This window comes from Micromonospora sp. BL1 (assembly GCF_003667485.1).
Lineage (GTDB): Bacteria > Actinomycetota > Actinomycetes > Mycobacteriales > Micromonosporaceae > Micromonospora > Micromonospora tulbaghiae.
On record NZ_RCVK01000228.1, the window covers coordinates 1 to 16,712 of the forward strand.

8 protein-coding genes, 1 rRNA gene and 2 pseudogenes are annotated in these 16,712 nt (G+C 74.3%); 6 read left to right on the forward strand and 5 right to left on the reverse strand.

The window, feature by feature from the left end:
• Positions 1-2: 2 nt before the first annotated feature.
• Both rrf and EAD96_RS13935 read left to right on the forward strand, forming a co-directional pair.
• A 5S ribosomal RNA gene (rrf, locus tag EAD96_RS13930) occupies positions 3-119 on the forward strand.
• A gap of 386 nt (positions 120-505) precedes the next feature.
• Entirely contained in the window at positions 506-1,132 is a 627-nt protein-coding gene (locus EAD96_RS13935; protein ID WP_121684559.1) for an NADPH-dependent F420 reductase, read from the forward strand.
• A 56-nt stretch (positions 1,133-1,188) separates the two neighbouring features.
• Here EAD96_RS13935 and EAD96_RS13940 read toward each other — a convergent pair whose 3' ends face one another.
• A complete protein-coding gene (locus EAD96_RS13940; RefSeq protein WP_199733162.1) occupies positions 1,189-3,006 on the reverse strand; it encodes a VanW family protein in 1,818 nt (605 codons plus the stop codon).
• A 186-nt stretch (positions 3,007-3,192) separates the two neighbouring features.
• Here EAD96_RS13940 and nudC point away from each other — a divergent pair.
• A pseudogene (gene nudC, locus EAD96_RS13945) lies at positions 3,193-4,107 on the forward strand (NAD(+) diphosphatase); the annotation flags it as partial.
• On the opposite strand, the gene EAD96_RS31530 reads toward nudC, so the two are convergent.
• Together EAD96_RS31530 and EAD96_RS13955 are read right to left on the reverse strand one after the other, a co-directional pair.
• Positions 4,007-5,296 carry a lipopolysaccharide biosynthesis protein gene (locus EAD96_RS31530; protein ID WP_233585751.1) on the reverse strand — a complete coding sequence of 430 codons (1,290 nt, stop codon included), beginning with the start codon at positions 5,294-5,296 and terminating at the stop codon, positions 4,007-4,009. The pseudogene nudC and the gene EAD96_RS31530 overlap by 101 nt on opposite strands.
• 587 nt (positions 5,297-5,883) lie before the next feature.
• Positions 5,884-10,089, reverse strand: a pseudogene (locus EAD96_RS13955) (alpha-(1->3)-arabinofuranosyltransferase); the annotation flags it as partial.
• 162 nt (positions 10,090-10,251) lie between these two features.
• Between EAD96_RS13955 and EAD96_RS13960 the strand changes: the two are divergent.
• Genes EAD96_RS13960 through EAD96_RS13970 form a run of 3 tightly spaced genes read left to right on the forward strand, consistent with a single transcriptional unit; the run spans position 10,252 to position 14,074 of the window.
• Positions 10,252-12,135 (forward strand): hypothetical protein, encoded by a 1,884-nt coding sequence (locus tag EAD96_RS13960; RefSeq protein ID WP_121684562.1) that lies wholly within the window; start codon positions 10,252-10,254, stop codon positions 12,133-12,135.
• Positions 12,135-13,844: a hypothetical protein gene (locus tag EAD96_RS13965; protein WP_121684563.1), complete on the forward strand. Its 1,710-nt coding sequence runs from the start codon at positions 12,135-12,137 to the stop codon at positions 13,842-13,844. Before EAD96_RS13960 ends, EAD96_RS13965 begins: the two co-directional genes overlap by 1 nt.
• Positions 13,845-13,879: 35 nt before the next feature.
• Positions 13,880-14,074 (forward strand): hypothetical protein, encoded by a 195-nt coding sequence (locus EAD96_RS13970; RefSeq protein WP_091425994.1) that lies wholly within the window; start codon positions 13,880-13,882, stop codon positions 14,072-14,074.
• Here EAD96_RS13970 and EAD96_RS13975 read toward each other — a convergent pair.
• Positions 14,059-15,237 (reverse strand): glycosyltransferase family 4 protein, encoded by a 1,179-nt coding sequence (locus EAD96_RS13975; protein ID WP_121684564.1) that lies wholly within the window; start codon positions 15,235-15,237, stop codon positions 14,059-14,061. The genes EAD96_RS13970 and EAD96_RS13975 overlap by 16 nt on opposite strands.
• A 151-nt stretch (positions 15,238-15,388) precedes the next feature.
• Entirely contained in the window at positions 15,389-16,618 is a 1,230-nt protein-coding gene (locus EAD96_RS13980; RefSeq protein ID WP_121684565.1) for an acyltransferase, read from the reverse strand.
• Positions 16,619-16,712 lie beyond the last annotated feature (94 nt).

Below are 16,712 nucleotides of genomic sequence, written 5' to 3' on the forward strand. Positions count from 1 at the left end.
GTTACGGCGGTCATGGCGGAGGGGAAACGCCCGGCAACATTCCGAACCCGGAAGCTAAGCCCTCCAGCGCCGATGGTACTGCACTCGGGAGGGTGTGGGAGAGTAGGACACCGCCGGACAATCTTCCAATTCAGGGCCACCCCCACACGGGGGTGGCCCTGAATTGCGTCCGCCCCCGCCAGACCGACCACAAAGCCGGCCCTGGGTGCGTGTGAGCGATTGGCCGGCCCACCATTTCCCCGAAGTGGCGGCAACGAAGTACCCCGGACCTAGCCACTTCGCCGAGCTGGCGGGTCGGCCCACCACTTCCCCGAACTGGCGAACGGGCCCGCCACTTCCCCAATTGCGTTCCCCCCGGAAAACACCACGACGAGCCGCCTCGGTCTCGTACCGTCGAGCCGGGACCGTCGACGCACGCTCGCCCGCCGGCTCGGCGGTACGAAACGTGACGTGTCGTACGCCGGGACCGTGATCGGGTCCGACCGCACGGGGTACAGGAGTGGGCATGGAGATCGGAATCATCGGGTCGGGGCACATCGGGGGCACCCTCACCCGTCGTCTGCGTTCACTCGGTCACGACGTCGCGGTGGCCAACTCCCGCGGGCCGGAGAGCCTGGCCGACCTGGCTGCCGAGACCGGCGCCCGGGCCGTGTCGGTGGAGGACGCCGTCCAGGGCGCCGAGCTGGTGGTCATCGCGATCCCGCTGAAGGCGGTGCCGCAGCTCCCGGCGGCGCTCTTCGACGGCAAGCTCGTGGTCGACGCCAACAACTACTACCCCCAGCGGGACGGCGACATCCCCGAGCTGCTGGACCGCAGCCTCAGCTCCAGCCGCTGGACCGCTGACCACCTCAAGGGCGCGCGGGTGGTGAAGGTCTTCAACAACATCCAGGCCGCGCACCTGATGGACGAGGGCAAGCCGGCGGGCACCTCCGGCCGGATCGCGCTGCCGGTGGCCGCCGACGACGCGGACGCCAAGCGGACCGTCATGGGCCTGGTGGACGAGCTGGGCTTCGACCCGGTCGACGCGGGAACCCTGGACGAGAGCTGGCGGCAGCAGCCGGACACGCCCGTCTACGGCACCGATCGGGACGCCGACGGCGTACGCGAAGGGCTGGCCGCGGCACGGCCGTGACAAGCATGGGAAAGGCCCCGCCGGATCTCCGGCGGGGCCTTCTCGCGTTCGGTGGATCAGTCGTCGCCGCCCGGCTTCGGGGCGCAGATGAAGCGCGGCTCGGCGTCGTAGCGCCAGCTGAACTTCTCCCGCTTGAACACCTTGCCGTCCTTCTTGATGACCCGGTACGCGTCCTGGGCGAACCCGACTGCGCCGGCAGCGGCGATGCAGGTCGGCCCCGGCGTCAGGTAGACCGTCTTCGGCTGGGTGATGTTGCGGCGCGGGCCGTACTCGGTCTTCACGCTGTCGTAGATCTTGGTGCTCCAGATCGACACGGTGATCGAGCTGGACGTGTACGACGTGTCGATCAGTACGCCGTAGGGCGTGTTGTTGCGGAACTTGAAGTCGAGCTGCGGCCAGTAGATGGTCGACTCGATCACCGCCGGGTAGCGGCTGAAGTAGAACGAGTGCGGCTTGTGCTCGACGTCCTCCAGCCCGGCGTAGTAGGTGGCGTTGAACAGCGTGGTGGTGAACTGCGAGACGCCACCGCCGACGCCCGGCACCAGCTTGCCGCCGACGATCGTCGGGGCGTCCTTGTAGCCCTGGTCGTAGCCGCGTTCGCCGGTGTGCCCGTTGAGCGAGAACGTCTCGCCGGGCTTCACCAGCGCGCCGTCCACGTCCTTCGCCGCCCGGACGATGTTCTGGCTGCGCGGCGACGAAAGGCCACCGGTGAAGTGGGTGGTGAACGTCGACACCCGCTCCTTGATGCCGAGCTTCGCCAGCTCCGCCTCGGTCAGCTCGGGGGCGGCCGGCTTCAGCTCGGCGGTCACCGTACGGCCCTCGGTCTTCGGCAGCACCGCGAGCAGGGCCGGGCCGAGCGCGGCGGCGTCGACCTGGCGCCCGGCCTTGCTGGGCAGCACCTTCGGCTTGCCGCCGCTGATGGTCAGCCCGGCGTCCCGCGGCTCGACCTCGAGCTTGGTCAGCTTGTCGCCGAGCGCGGTACGCAGCCGCTTGACGTCGACCTTCGGGGTGAGCGTGCCGGCGTCGTCGGCGGAGAAGCGCAACGACCGGGCGATGGCGGCGGGCGGGACGGTGACCGAGCCTCCGTCGGTGGTGAGCGTGACCGGTGCGGCCACCGCGGGCCGGGCCAGTTCGGCGATGATCCGGTCCACCTCCTCGCGGGTGGTGGCCGGCCACTTCTCGACGAGCGGCACGGTGACCGGCTCGGCGGCCAGCCAGCCGGCCTTGACCACGGCGGCGGCGCCGTCGGTGTCGATCGTCAGCGCCGGCTTCGGGTAGACGGGCTTCGGTGTGGTCCCGGTCCAGATGATCGCCGGCATGGTCATCTCACGCCCCTGCGCGCCCATCACCTTGCGCAGGGCCGCCCCCAGCTTGGCCTGGTCGACGGTGACCACCGGCTCGACCGACCGGGAGCCGACGAGTCGGCTCACCGCGTGCGCGTCCGCCTCGGCGGCCGCCGCCACAGTCGCCTCCACGTCGATGGCGAGCCCCACGTCGGACGGCTTCAGCTCGGCCTTGTTCCCACCGACTGTGACCGCGAGCGGGGTGTTCAACGTGTCGGCCCGGCGTTCCAGCTCGGCGCGGAGCGCCTGGGCCGCTTCGGCCTTGCTCCGCCCGCCCAGCTCGGTGCCGAGCACCGTGGTGCCGCGGGGCACGTCACCGGCGTACGCGTAGGCACCCAGGCCGACGCCGCCGGCGAGCACGGCCGCGACGATCCCGCCGGCCAGCAGCAGCCGGGCCCGTCGCGAGCGTGCCGGCTTGCCGCCGCCCTCCGGTGGTGTGGCGACCGGCTCCATCTCGACGCCGGGCCAGCTCACCGCCGCCACCTTGATGGTGGGCCGGTCGTCGGCAGCCGGCATCTTCTCGCCGTACATCGTCACTGCAACCTCGATCGGAAGTACACGCGGGGACCGCTTCCCCCGCGGGAGACACCTACGGTAACCAACGCTCGGGCCCGCCGGGAGTGTCCGGTCCGGCGGTCGTGTCGGCAGACCGCCGGTGTCGCACCGATCACCCGTTTCGGGGCCGTGCCGGGGCGTGGATCGTGACACGGTGAGCTGGTGCGGACACAGGATCGGGTGCCGGCGTACGGCGGCGGATGGCTGGACCGGGCTGCGGAGCGGCGCGCCGACGCGGACTGGCTGGCCGAACGGCTGACCGATCCGGCGAGCGTGGTGCTGCCGCTGTGGCGGGGCCGCTGCCTCGTCGACGGGGACGGTCCGGTCCGGCTCACCGGGGAGCGTGCGTCGGCCGTCCGGGCCGCCGCGGGCGAGACCGTCTTCCTCGGGGTCGACGGCGACGCGGCGGTGTTCGCCGTGGATCTCTCCGCGCTGGGCGAGCGGGCCGCCGTGGAGGCGGCCTCCGCGACGAAGGCTCTCGACCTGCGGGCGCTGGCCGGCCGGCTCGACCCGGCCGGGGCGGCCGTGCAGGCGTACGCCCGGGGGTTGCTGTTGTGGCACCGGCAGCAGCGCTACTGCGGCGCGTGCGGCGCGGCGGCGGTGGCCGGTGGTGGCGGGCACGTCCGGGCCTGCGCCGGCGCGGAGTGCGGGCGGCTGCTGTTCCCCCGGATCGAGCCGGCCGTCATCGTGCTCGTCGAGGCGCCCGGCCCGCCGGGGCGCTGCCTGCTGGCCCGGCACGCGGGCGCGGCCGAGGGATCCTGGTCGACGCTCGCCGGTTTCGTCGAGGTCGGCGAGAGCCTGGAGGACGCGGTCCGCCGGGAGCTTCAGGAGGAGGCGGGCGTGACCGTCACCGACGTGACCTACCAGGGGTCGCAGGCGTGGCCGTTCCCCGCCGGCCTGATGGTGGGTTTCCGGGCCGTCGCCGCCTCCGAGGAGGTCCGCGTCGACGGCGTGGAGCTGCTGGACGCGCGCTGGTTCACGCGGGCGGAGCTGCGGGAGCGGATCGCGTCCGGCCGGTCGCTGGGCCGGGTGGACTCGATCGATCACCTGTTGCTGGGTGACTGGCTGTCCGCCGACGCGCCGGCACGGCCATCAGCAGTGTCGTGACCACGGCCGTCGCGAGGGCCGCGGCGACGAGACCGCCGACGGTACGCGGGCGCACGATCGCGGCGACCGTCACCAGCGCCGCGGTGCCCAGCCACAGCGGTGCCGCCGCCCACCTGACGCCCCCGGCGAGCCGGTCGTTGAGCAGCACGAACGTCACCGCATAGAGCGCGCCGACGGCGGCGAACAGCGGCGCGTACCGGCCGAGCGCCGTGTAGTCGGGTCCGCCGACGAGCCGGAAGGCCAACCCGCCCGCGACCGCCGACGCGCCGACCAGGACCAGACCGCACGCACCCGTCACCGCGAGCGCGACGGTGCGGCTGCGGCGGTCCCCGCGGGCCAGGCGCGGCAGGGCGAGGACGGCGGCGACCTGCGGCGCCCAGAGCGCGCCCTTGGTCAGGACGGTCCCCACCGAGTACGCCCCGGAGCCCGACGGTGGCAGCAGTTGCCGGGCCAGGAGCAGGTCGGCGTAGGAGACGACGAGCATCGCCAGCGTCGCCCCGCATCCGGCGGTCACCTGGGCGACGGTCAGGCGCGGGGCGGTCGACGGACGCCGGGGCGTACCGGTGAGCCAGGCCAGCGCCGGGGGCGCCAGCGCGGCGGTGAGCGCACCGATCCCCAGCGCGCCGGTCAGGCCCGCGCCGAGCAGCAGCCCCACGATCACCCCGCCGTAGCGGGCGGCGGCCAGCAGCGCCATCGCGGTGGCGAGCCGCAGGAAACGCTGACCGCCCTGCAACTCGCCGAGCGAGCGCGACGAGAGCACCACCGAGGCGGTGGTGACCGCCAGCAGCGCGGGCGCCACCGCCGGCAGGTCCAGCGCGGCGACCAGCACCGGCGTCGCCACCAGCAGCGCCCCCGCGCACACGGCGGCGGTCAGCACGGTGAGCCGGCGGGTGTCGGACGGGCCGTGCCGGGCGTGGTGCACGGCGACCGCCAGTTGCAGGCCGAGCCCCGGCACACCGGCGATGGCCACCAGGCCGAGGGCGGTGGCGAGCGCGCCGAGGTCGTCCGCGTCGAGCTTCCGGGCGGCGAGCACCGGCACCAGGTAGGCCAGGCCGTTGACCAGGACACCGGCGAGCGTGACCGCGACGCCCGCCGCGCCCAGCCCGGTTCTCCGGCCGTCCGCCGCCTCCGGCTCGGGGCCCGGCCGGCCCTCGCTCACGTGATCTCCGAGACGCGGGACACCGGGCCGCCGTCCGAGCCGGGGCCGCCCTCCGAGCCCGGCACGCCGTCCGAGCCCGGCACGCCGTCCGAGCCCGGCACGCCGTCCGCGCCCGGCACGCCGTCCGCGCCCGGCACGCCGTCCGCGCCCGGGCCGTCGTCCGCGCCCGGGACGGCGTCCGGGCCCGGGCCGTCGTCCGGGCCAGGCCGCCCGTCGGGACCCGGCACGGCGCGACCGTCCAGGTCCGGACCCGGCTCGGCGTCGTGGTCCGGGCCTCGGTCCGCGCCCGGCTCGACGTCGCGTGCGCCCGGCTCGGCCTCACGGTCCGCGTCCCGGCCCGGTCCCGGACCGGCGTCGCGGCTCCCGCCCGGCCCGGTCCCGTGGTCCGGTCCCAGGCCCGCAACCGGACCCGGACCGATGGGTGCGGCGGCAGGAACGGCGACTGTGGCCGGAGCGGCGACGGCAGCGGCGGCGAGGGCGGGGACGGGCGTCGGCTGCCCGGCCGGCTCCGGCGCCCGGAGGGCCGGCACGGCCGGGGCCGCCGCCGAGGTCGGCCTGATCCGGCGCACGGGCCGTCGGCGGGCGGTCGTGGGGAGCCAGAGCGCGCCCAGGGCGGCGACCGTCAGGAGCTGCGGCAGCGCGTCGGTGTGCTGGTCGGCCGATTCCAGGTAGACCCACCCGGCCAGCGCCACGAGCGCGCCGGGAAGCCACGTCTCGGCCGCTCGGGCGATCCTCCTGACCCGCCGGGGGTCACCGGTCCAGGGCAGGCGGCGCGGCCCGGGTACGGCGAGCATGAAGCCCGCCGCGACCAGCAGGGCGCCGAGCAGACCGCTGTGGAGCACGAGCGCGGCGGCGCCGACTGCGAGCAGCGGCAGCGAGCGGGTGAGCCGTCGTCGGGCCGCCGGTACGGCGACGACCGCGCGATCCCCGGCCGGTCGGCGGTCCGGCAGCACCGCGAGCAGGACCACCACCGCCAGCAGGACGCCGCCGAGCAGCAGACCCATCCGGTACGGGGTGTCCGGCGTGAAGCGCAGCACCACGTCCCCGGAGACACCGGCGGGAAGGATCCAGCCCTGCTGCCAGCCGTCCACCACGAGCGGCGTGAGCGTCTTCCCGCCGATGGTCGCCTGCCAGCCGCTGTTGGTGTTCTCCCGGACCGCGAGCACCCGGTCGACTGGGTGCTCGGACACCCGTACCCGCCGCTCGGTGGCCGACCAGGAACCCACCTGGATGTCGCCGGCGGTGGCCGCCGCGGCGGGCGTGGCGGTACGTGGCGCCAGCGCGACCCGGGTGGCGGTGGCGAGCGTGCTCGCCGTGGTGACGACGCGGTGCTCGCCGCTGCCCAGGTCGAGCTGCTTCGGCGTGTTGCGGCCACAGGCGGTGACCGGCATCTCGCGCATCTCCAGCAGGTCGCGCACGGTGCCGGTGAGCGTGGTGGTGATCCGGGACGAGCCGACCTGAAGCGTCGGGCCCGATCCGCAGGCCAGCTTCAGCGGCGTCTCCGGGCGGGGCGCGACAGTGGTCCCGAGGGGCAGCACCGTCACCTCGCCGACCGCGACGGGCAGCGGCTCGGGCAGGCGCAGGCCGTACGGGTCGATGCTGGTGGCGGACGGCTTGTCGAGGAACTGGATGGTGATCGAGTCGGTCCGCATCGGCGGGTCGAGCGTGAGCACGCCGTCGTTGGTGAGCAGGTTGCTGCGGAACCCGTCGTTGCCGACCACCCGGACGCTGCCGAGCCGGGTGGCGGCGGTCCCGTCCTCGACGGTGAACCGGATCCGGCTGATGACCTGCGGTTCGAGCCAGGTGAGGCGCAGGATCGGCGCCTCGTCGTTCAGCGCCGGTGACCAGCTCGTGGCCGGGTCGCCGTCGAGGACCGCGCCGGGCCGGCCGGCCGGGTCGGGCACCGCCGTCGAGGACGCGGTGACCTGCGGCGCGAGGCGCAACGGCTGGGCGTCGGCGACCAGCTTGTCCAGGGCGGCGTTCAGCTCCGGGCCGGGCGTCGGCCGCGCCCACATCCTCGCGTCGTACGTCCCGGCCACCGGCAGCGTGAAGGTGCGGTCGATGGTGGAGGCGTCCTCCGAGCCGCGGATCGCGTCGGTGGAGCAGCGCGGGCGGCCGTCGACGATGAAGCAGGCGGGCGTGGACGGCGCCGCCGACACGACGACGCCGGCCGGCTGGTCGGTGGCGGGGGCGGCGGGCAACTGGAGCGTCCGGCCGGTCTCGACGCCGGGGATCTTGATCTCGCTGATGCCGACCGACTTGTCGCCGAACGGGCGCAGGTCGAACGCGGCGTCGACGGAGACCTCGACCTTGCGGGTGGCGTGGACGCCCTGGAGCTCGAAGACCATGTGGTCGCCGAACTGCTCGACGGTGCGGCTCTCGTACCCGGCGGTCACGGTGACCGTGGTGGGCAGGGCGTCGGCCTTCAGGTCGAACCACACCTCGACCCGGGTGACCCGGGTCGGGTTCGCCAGGTTCACCTCGATCCACTGCCTGTCGCTGCGTGAGTGCGGCGCCGAGCGCCAGGACGTGGCGGTGTCGCCGTCCATCGCCGCGTACGGCTGGTATTCCGGCCGGGCACCGCCGGTGGCGTCGATCTGGGAGCGGGCGGTCGAGGCGCGGATGCCGCTGATGCCCTCGAAGCGGGCGACGGTCGACCACTCCGGCCCCCAGTCGGGCAGGTAGTCGTGCGCGGGCGCGGTCACCGCGAAGGTGTCGTCGGCGGTGAGCGTCTGGGAGGAGTTGTCGCGCAGCCGGCCGAACGAGACGTCGCGCCGGCGCAGCCCGTCGGTCAGCACGACCGGCCCGGTGGTCTCGCCGGCCTTCGCGTCGCCGGCCAGGACCGTGGGCGCGGCGCCGAGCTGGCCCGAGGCGGCCAGGTCGAGCAGCGACTCGGGACCGCCGACGACTGTGGTCACGTCGTCGCGGTCGTACGCGACCACCGGCTGGACGGGCCGGTCCACCCGGTACACCTCAAGTGCGCGTCCGGGCACGTCGAGGCCCTGGTCGCGGAACTCGTCCGGGGAGTCGGAGCCGCCGCGTACCGGGCCGAAGGACACGACGCGGGTCAGCCCGGGCGAGCGTTCCAGCGCCTGCCGGACGACCGCCGGGCGGGCCGTGTCCGAGCGGCCGTGGTCGAGGTCGGCGCGGAACAGGACGTGGCTGATCCCGGAGCGGGCGAGCAGGTCGGCCAGGCCGGCCGAGCCGGCGCCGGTGGCGAGCGTCGACTCGATCGCGTCGAGCAGCCGGATCGTGGCGGGCGGGGTGAACGGGATGGCGTTGCGGACCGCCCACCGGCTGTCCAGCAGCGGCTGGGCGATCTCGTCGGTGGTGCTGCCCCAGTCGTACGCGGGGAAGCGCGCGCCGGGGACGACGAGCACGCGCCCGCGCCCGGTGTTCGCGTCCAGCCAGTCGGTGGCCTCGTGCCAGTAGCCCGGCACGTCCTTGACCGCGCCCGGGGTGGCGAGGCCACCGGCGAGCGCCGGTGAGGCGACGCCCGCGACCGCCACCATCGCGGTGCCGGCGGTGAGCCAGGCCCGGGCCGTGGCGCGGCCGCGACGCTGCCCGGGTGCGGTCCGGGCGGCGCGTACGGCGAGGCTGACCAGGTGCGCCAGGCCGAGCGCCAGCGGCAGGCGGAGCAGCACGTCGAACTTGTGCACGTTGCGCAGCGGGGCGCCGATGCCGTCGAGGAACTGCTGCTGCGGCCCGGCGAGGATGTTGGGCAGGTCGCCGGTGTGCCCGAGCCCGACGAGCGCGACGCCGAGCAGCAGGCCGGTGATGAGGAACCGCCGGTGCGGCATCCCCCGCCGGGACAGGCCAAGCACGCCGAGCGCGGCGACCGCCAGGGTGGCCACGACGAGCAGCGTGTCGTTGGCCAGCCGCGCGCCGGCCGGGATGGTCGCGCCGAACGGGGACGCCAGGTAGGCGACCCAGTAGGAGGCGCCGCGCAGCGTCGTCACCGCGTCGGTGACGCTCGTGGTGTTGCGGGCGGTCTCGATGTAGTCCAGGAACGGCGGGCTGTACCGGCCGAGGACCAGCAGCGGGATCAGCCACCACGCGGTGGCCAGGGCGACCGCGCCGCACCAGGCCGCGAGGGCGGTGACGCGGCGGCGCAGCGGCCGGAGCGTGGCGAGCCAGAGCAGGGCGAGCGGCACCACGGCGGCGACGGCTGTGGCGTTGACGCCGCCCGCGCAGGCGACGGCGATAGCCGACCCGGCGACCGCGCGGCGCAGCCGCGCGCCCCGGGCGAGTCCGACGAGCGGGATGAGCACCCACGGCGCGACGGCGCTGGGCCAGGACTCCACCGACGACCAGCCGAGCTGGGTCAGGATGCGCGGGGACAGCGCGAACGCGACGCCGGCGATCATCCGGCCGGCGGGGCTGCCGATGCCGAGCCGGCCCGCCAGCCGCACCACACCGAGGTACGCGACGCAGAACAGCAGCGCCCACCACAGCCGCTGGACGATCCACGGCGCGATGCCCAGTTCCGTCCCGAGCAGGAAGAACGGACCCATCGGCCAGAGATACCCGTACGCCTGGTTCTGGAGCTGGCCGAACGTGCCGGTGGGGTCCCAGAGGTGCAGCGAGCGCAGCAGCCACCCGGCCGGATTGACGTTCAGGTCGACCTTGGTGTCCGGGACGACCTGCCCGGGCGCCTGCTGGAAGGCGAGTGCGGTGAGCGCGAGACAGATCGTCAGGTGCCGGAACCGTCGCGCCGTCTGCCGGGCCCGGCCGGTCTCCCGGGCGGGGAGGTCCGTCCCCGTCGGCGACGTTGTCGTCCCGTCCGCACGCATTTTCGGCTCCTGTCTCGCCGGCCGTACGCGCACCTGCAACATGACGCGTGTCGCGCGACGTTATCCGGACCGGACGCGCAGCGGCGACCTGGGGGCGCTGCGGGGCGTTATCAGGAGAACGGCCGTCCCCACGGCGTGTAAGCGTGTGGCAGGCTGCCGACCATGTCAATGCCACAAGCAGCGGCCGAGACGCATCCGGCAGCCGTCGGCGCGGAGGACGACGGACCCGGACCGCTCGGTCGCTGGATAGCCGCCGACCGCGTGCGCGCGGTCGCGATCGCGCTCATCATCGTGTCCGTCGCGTCGCGCGCCGGGCTGGCCGCCCGTGGCTGGTTCTCGCAGGACGAGTTCGTCATCGCCGCGCAGGTGCTCGACACCCGGCTGGACCCGGACTACCTGCTGGGCACGTTCAACAACCACCTCATGCCGGGCGGGCTGGCGGTCGCCTGGCTGATGGTCCGGGCGGCCGGTTTCGCCGGCTGGCCGTGGATCCTGCTGCTGGCGGCCGGGCAGGCGGCGGTGGGGATCGCCCTCTACCGGCTGCTCCGTGACCTGCTGCGGCCCGGCTGGGGGCTGCTCGTCCCGCTGAGCCTGTTCCTGTTCAGCCCGCTGACGCTCGAGGTGTCGTCGCTGTGGCTGGTCGGCCTGCTGGTGCTGCCGCCGCAACTCGCCCTGGTCCTCGCCGTGGCGGCCCAGGTCCGGTACGTGCGCACCGGCCGGAGGCGGCACCTCGTCCTGGTCGCGTTCTGGCTGGTGTTCGGCCTGCTCTTCGACACCAAGGCGCTGCTGATCGTGCCGCTGCTGTTCCTGCTGACCGCGTTCCTGTTCACCAAGGGCCGCGCGTGGCGCAGCCTGGTGACCGCCGTCGTGCGGTTCTGGCCGGCGTGGCTGATGCTCACCGTGCTGTCCGGGGCTTACCTGGCGTACTACCTGACCCGCCCGGCCCGGGGGCTGGACGAGCCCACCTCGGTCGGGCAGGTCTTCACCTTCCTGGGCGACCTGATCGGGGACACGGTGGTGCCGGGCCTGCTCGGCGGGCCGTGGCGCTGGACGTACGCCGGTGACGGGCCGCCGCTGTCCGACCCGTACGACATCGCGAAGTGGCTGTCCTGGGCGGTGCTCGCGGCGCTGATCGTGGTCACCGTGCGGCGGCGGCCGACCGCCGGGCGGGCCTGGCTGCTGCTCGCCTGCTACCTCGGCCTGGTCGCGGCGCTGTTCGCGGTGACCCGGCTCGGCGGACCGTTGGGGCCGCTGGTCGGCGTCGTCCCCCGGTACGTCGCGGACGTGGTGCTGGTGGCCGCGATCTGCGTCGGGGTGGCGCTGCTCGGGATGAAGGACAGCGACGAGGACGACGTCTCCGCGTGGCCGCTGCCGACCGTGCTGCGGGAGCCGGGCGCGTTCGCGGTCGGCCTGGTCTCGATGGTCGTGCTGCTGGCCACCATCGGGGTGGGCACGCTGTGGAGCACCGCGCGGTTCGGCGACAACTGGAGCACCAAGCACGGGCGGGACTACCTGGCCACGACGCAGGCCGAGTTGGCCGCCGCGCCGCCCGGCACCGTCTTCTTCGACACGACCGTCCCGGACCGGGTCGTGGCCGGGTACTTCTGGCCGGACAACCTCCAGTCCCACTTCTTCCGTCCGGCCCAGCGGCGGCCGACGTTCGTGACGATGAGCGAGAAGCCGTCGACGTTCGACGAGAACGGCCGGATCCGGCCGGTCGTGGTCGAGGGGCGCAAGGTCGCGCCCGGCACCGTGGAGGGCTGCGGGCACCTGGCCGAGGGCGGCCGGACCGTCCGCATCCCGATGGACGGCTACCTGGTGGAGTGGCCGTACGTGGTGCACTTCGGCTACGTCAGCTCCGGTGACTCGACGGCGGTGTTCAAGCTCGGCGACGCCACCCGCGAGATCACGCTGAAGAGCGGCCTGAACGACGTGTTCTTCATGCTGGAGGGTGCCGGGTCAGCCGTCGAACTGACCGTGAACACGCCCGGCGTCCGGTTGTGCACCAACCTGGTCACCATCGGCCGGGCGGTGCCGAAGCCGTAATGACCGGACGTCCCGCCGAGGGCGGCGGCCCCGCGGTACGGCGGTGGCGGGAGTCGCTGCCGCTGTACCTCGTGGCGGTGGTCGTCACCGCGTTGATCCTGGCTCCGCTCGCGGCGCCGGGCTACGCGCTGCGGTACGACATGGTGTTCGTTCCCCGGCAGCCGCTGAGCTGGGATCTGGTCGCCCCGGCGCAGAGCCTGCCCCGGGCGGTGCCGATGGACGCGCTGGTCTCGCTGGTGACCCAGCTCGTGCCGGGCTGGGTGGTGCAGCGGGTGGCGCTGGCCGGGGCGGTCCTGTTCGCCGCCGTGGGCACCGGACGGCTGGTGCCGACCGAGCGACGTGCGGTGCGGCTGGTCGCCGCGGTGGCGTACGCGTGGACGCCGTACCTGGCCGAGCGGTTGCTGATCGGGCAGTGGGGGCTGCTGCTGGCGTACGCCGCACTGCCCTGGCTGGTGCGGGCGGCGCTGGACCTGCGGGCGGGCCGCGACGGCGCGCTCGCCCGGGTGGTGCTGTTCGCCGCGCCCGCCGCGATCACCCCGACCGGTGGCCTGATCGCGCTGGCGACGGTGCTGGTGCTGGCTGCGGACCGGGCCCGGCTGCGGCTGTCCGCGGTCGCGGTGGGCGGTGTCGCGCTGCTCAACGCCCCGTGGATCGTGGCGGCCCTGGTCACCGGCGCGGGCGGCACGTCCGACCCGGCGGGCGTGGCGGCGTTCGCGGCGCGCGCCGAGAACTGGGCGGGCCCGCTGGTGGCGCTCGCGGGCACCGGCGGCATCTGGAACGTGCAGGCCACCCCGGCCAGCCGGTCCGCCACGCTGGCCCCGCTGGCGACACTGGTCCTCGTGGTGCTGGCCGCTGTCGGTGCCGGCCTGTTGCGGCGGCGGCTGCCGGCGGGCGCGGCGGTACGGCTGGGCGTGCTGGCCGGCGGCGCGTACCTGCTGGCCGCCCTCGCCGTGCTGCCCGGCGGAAACACGGCGCTGAGCTGGGCGGTGGCGCACGTGCCGGGGGCGGGACTGCTCCGCGACGGGCAGAAGTTCCTCGCGCCGTACGCCCTCGTGCTGGTGGTGTGCGCGGCGCTGGGCGCCGAACGGCTGGTGGCCCGGATCGACCGCGAGGTCGCCGGGATCGTGCTGGCCGGGCTGCTGCTCCTGCCGGTGGCCGTGATGCCCGACCTGGCGTTCGGCGGGGCCGGCCGGATCAGCCCGGTGCGCTACCCGGCGGACTGGCGGGCGGTCGCCGAGCGCCTGCCCGACGACCCCGGTGAGATCCTCGCCCTGCCGCTGACCACCTACCGGGCCTATTCGTGGAACCGGGGCCGGGTGGTGCTGGACCCGGCGCCCCGCTATCTGCCGGGAACCGTGCTCACCGACGACACGCTCGTGGTCGACGACGTCGCGGTGGCCGGGGAGAATCCGCGCCTGCGCGAGGTGCGCCGGGTGCTCGCCGAGGGGCGGCCGGTCTCGGCCACCGGCGTGGGCTGGGTGGTGGTGCAGCACGGTACGCCGAGCACAGTGGACCCGGCCGTCCTGGCCGGTCTCGACCTCCGGTACGAGGGGGAGTCGCTGAGCCTCTACCGGAACCCGGCCGCCTCGGGTCCGCCGCCGCGGGCCGGAGCGAGCCGCTGGCTGGTCGTGCTCGCGTGCGGAACTGCCGTTCTGGCGGTCATGGCTGCCGCCTTTTCGACCCTACGCCGGCGAGCTACTGCGTGGTAACGTCCGCTCGCACGTCTCACCATCGGAGGAATGGCATGCGTAGAGCTTTGACCCTTGTCGTGTCCGGCCTGGTGGCGGCGTTGCTCGGGGTCCTGGCCCTCGGCGGGCTCTCGGCCGCCGCGACCGCCACGGCCGAGGAGGCCGCGACCGAGGCGCGTAACGCCACGGAGGCGGCCAAGCGGGCCGGGAAGCAGGACCCGTACGCCCCCGAGGTCTACGGCAACAGGTAGGACGGGTCGCCCCGCCGCTGGACCGGGCGGGGCGAGTCCGCAGTCTCCAGCAGGGTCGCGAAGCGTTCCCCCGCCACCGGCCAGGTGAAGTTCGCCGCGTGCCGCCGGGCCTGAGCGCCCATCTCCTGACGCATCTCGTCGTCGTGCAGCAGCGCGCGCACCTTCGCCAGGTAGTCGTCGATGTCGTCGGCCAGCAGGCCGGTACGCCCGTCGACCACCGCCTCCGCGACGCCGCCCGCCTCCCGGAACGCCACTGTCGGCGTACCCGCCGCGCCGGCCTCCACGATCGTCAGCCCCCAGCCCTCCTTGAGCGACGGCGTCAGGGCGACCCAGGCCGAGGCGAGCAGCGCGGCCTTCTCCTCCTCCGTCACGAAGCCCCGGAAGTCCACCCGGTCGGTGATGTCCAGCTCGTCGGCGACCTCGCGCAGGTGCGACTCCCACCAGCCCTGCCCGGCGACCACCAGCCGGAGCTGGGGCAGCTCGTCGGCGAGCGCCGCGACAGCGCGCAGCGCCACCTCCACCCGCTTGTGCGGCACCAGGCGGTTGAGCGTCACGAGCAGCGGGAACGGGGCGCGTTCGACGTCGGTGCGGGGCAGCTCCGGCGTGCCGTTGTAGACCACCGAGACCTGCTCCGGCGGTACGCCGAGGGTGGACAGTTCGCGCCGGGTCGCCTCGGACACGGTGACGTACCGGCACCGCCGGTAGACGCGTACCGCCAGCGACGACTCGACCCACCAGCCGAACCGGGCGGCCCACTGCGGCAGGACCACCGGCCACTGCTCGCGGTGCACGTGGTGGATCAGCTTGACCACCGGGCGGCGGGCCCAGAGCGGGGAGAGGAACGGCAGGCCGTTGCAGACGTCGACGAGGATGTCCGGCCGGCCGCCCCGGCGCGCGGCGAGCGGGCCGAGGCCGAACGCCCCGGCCAGGTAGCAGAGCGCGGCCCAGAGGTAGACGGTGTGCCGGCCACCGCGCCGGACGAACCGGATGCCCTCGTCGTTGACCTCGTCGGCGGGGGCCTCGCGGTGCGCCGCGCAGAACAGGGTGGCGCGGAATCCGCGCGCCACCAGCTCGGCGGCGATCCGTTCCACGTACACCTCGGAACCGCCGCCCTCGGGGTTGCGAGTGTCTCGCCAGTTGAGGAACAGCACGTGTCCGGGCATGCCGAAGCGACGCTCCACGCGAACCCTACTCTCAAGTAATTTAGCGGTGCGCGTCACATTAAGGGCTGGGCCTGCGCCCGGCAATGCCCCGACCGGCGGCGTCGGGCCGCCGGCCGTCACCGGGTCACTGAAGGTGAGCGGTACGTGACAGCTAGGCGGGTGCCGCGACGTCCGGTGTGGTGGCCGGGACGGCGGACGTCCCCGATGCCGGTCCGCGCCCGGGCGGCCGGCGGCGGCTCTGCGTGCCGAGCGTCTGGAGCGGGCGCTCGACGCCGTAGTAGCTGACCGCGGCGTACGCCAGGCCGAAGACCATGGTCAGGGCGAAGACGTCGACGAACTGGCCGGTGAACAGCGGCCGGTCCTCGAGCAGGTAGATCAGCTCGATGACCAGCGGGTGCCACAGGAACAGGCCGTACGACACGTGCCCCATCCACCGTGCCCACCCGCTGCTGAAGGCCTCCTTCGCCCGGGTCCGCCCGCCGAACGCCACCGGGATCGTGATCAGGACGGCGATCAGGAGGTAGAGCGCCAGCTTGATGCCGAACTCGGTGGCGGTCGGGCTGGTCAGGTCGCGCGGGCCGGCGATCGGCGTCGTCGCGATCGCCATCACCGCGACCGCTGCCGCCCAGCAGGCGAGCGGCGCCGAGGCGAGGTCGTCGAGCACGCGGAAGGCGGCCGGCGCGGTGCCGGTACGCAGGGCCACGTGCGCCGCGGCCAGCGCCATGCCACCGCCGAACCAGGCGCCGTACGAGGGGAACCACATCGTGTGCAGCGCGCCGTCGAGCCAGCCGGCGCCCATCATGGCGACCCACGCGAGCGTCAGCAGCGCCCCGGAGGAGGCGAGCAGCACGGTGCGGACGGGACGCCAGGTCCGGCCCACGGCGAGCACGGCGAGCAGCGGCAGGAGCAGGTAGAAGACGACCTCGGTGGCGAGGCTCCAGGTCTGGCTGAGCCCGTGCCCGAGCTGCCCGGCCTCGTAGATCTGGGTGAGCGTGAGGTGGCGCAGCCAGTCACCTGCCGACACCGGGTGGTTGCCGGGCAGGACGACGAAACAGACCACCACCGCCAGCCAGTACGCGGGCAGGATCCGCAGCGCCCGGCGCCAGAAGTACCGCTTGGTGCGGGGCCGCGGCCGTCCGGTCGCGACGCTGAGCGCCCACGGCCGGAACAGCAGGAAGCCGGACAGCACGAAGAAGATCGCCACGCCCACGTCCAGGCGCGCCAACCAGCCGCCCCACGTGGTGTTCATGGTGACGGCGGTCTGGAAGCCGACGTGGTGACCGACGACCGCCACCGCGCCGATCGCTCGCAGCGCGTCGAGGGCGGGAAGACGGCCCGTTACCGATGGCTCCGGGACTGTTGGCGTGGTGGCTGTGGACATCTGGACATCCAGGGGGTCGCTTTTGCAGGTGACTGGGGAGTAACCTCCCGCCAATGCTAAGGATCGGGTGCCCCGGACGACAGACCGTAGGGCG

Coding starts and splice junctions, on each gene's coding strand:
- EAD96_RS13935 (WP_121684559.1), top strand. CDS start 506: ATGGAGATCGGAATCATCGGGTCGGGGCACATCGGGGGCACCCTCACC.
- EAD96_RS13940 (WP_199733162.1), bottom strand. CDS start 3,006: ATGTACGGCGAGAAGATGCCGGCTGCCGACGACCGGCCCACCATCAAG.
- EAD96_RS13960 (WP_121684562.1), top strand. CDS start 10,252: ATGTCAATGCCACAAGCAGCGGCCGAGACGCATCCGGCAGCCGTCGGC.
- EAD96_RS13965 (WP_121684563.1), top strand. CDS start 12,135: ATGACCGGACGTCCCGCCGAGGGCGGCGGCCCCGCGGTACGGCGGTGG.
- EAD96_RS13970 (WP_091425994.1), top strand. CDS start 13,880: ATGCGTAGAGCTTTGACCCTTGTCGTGTCCGGCCTGGTGGCGGCGTTG.
- EAD96_RS13975 (WP_121684564.1), bottom strand. CDS start 15,237: ATGCCCGGACACGTGCTGTTCCTCAACTGGCGAGACACTCGCAACCCC.
- EAD96_RS13980 (WP_121684565.1), bottom strand. CDS start 16,618: ATGTCCACAGCCACCACGCCAACAGTCCCGGAGCCATCGGTAACGGGC.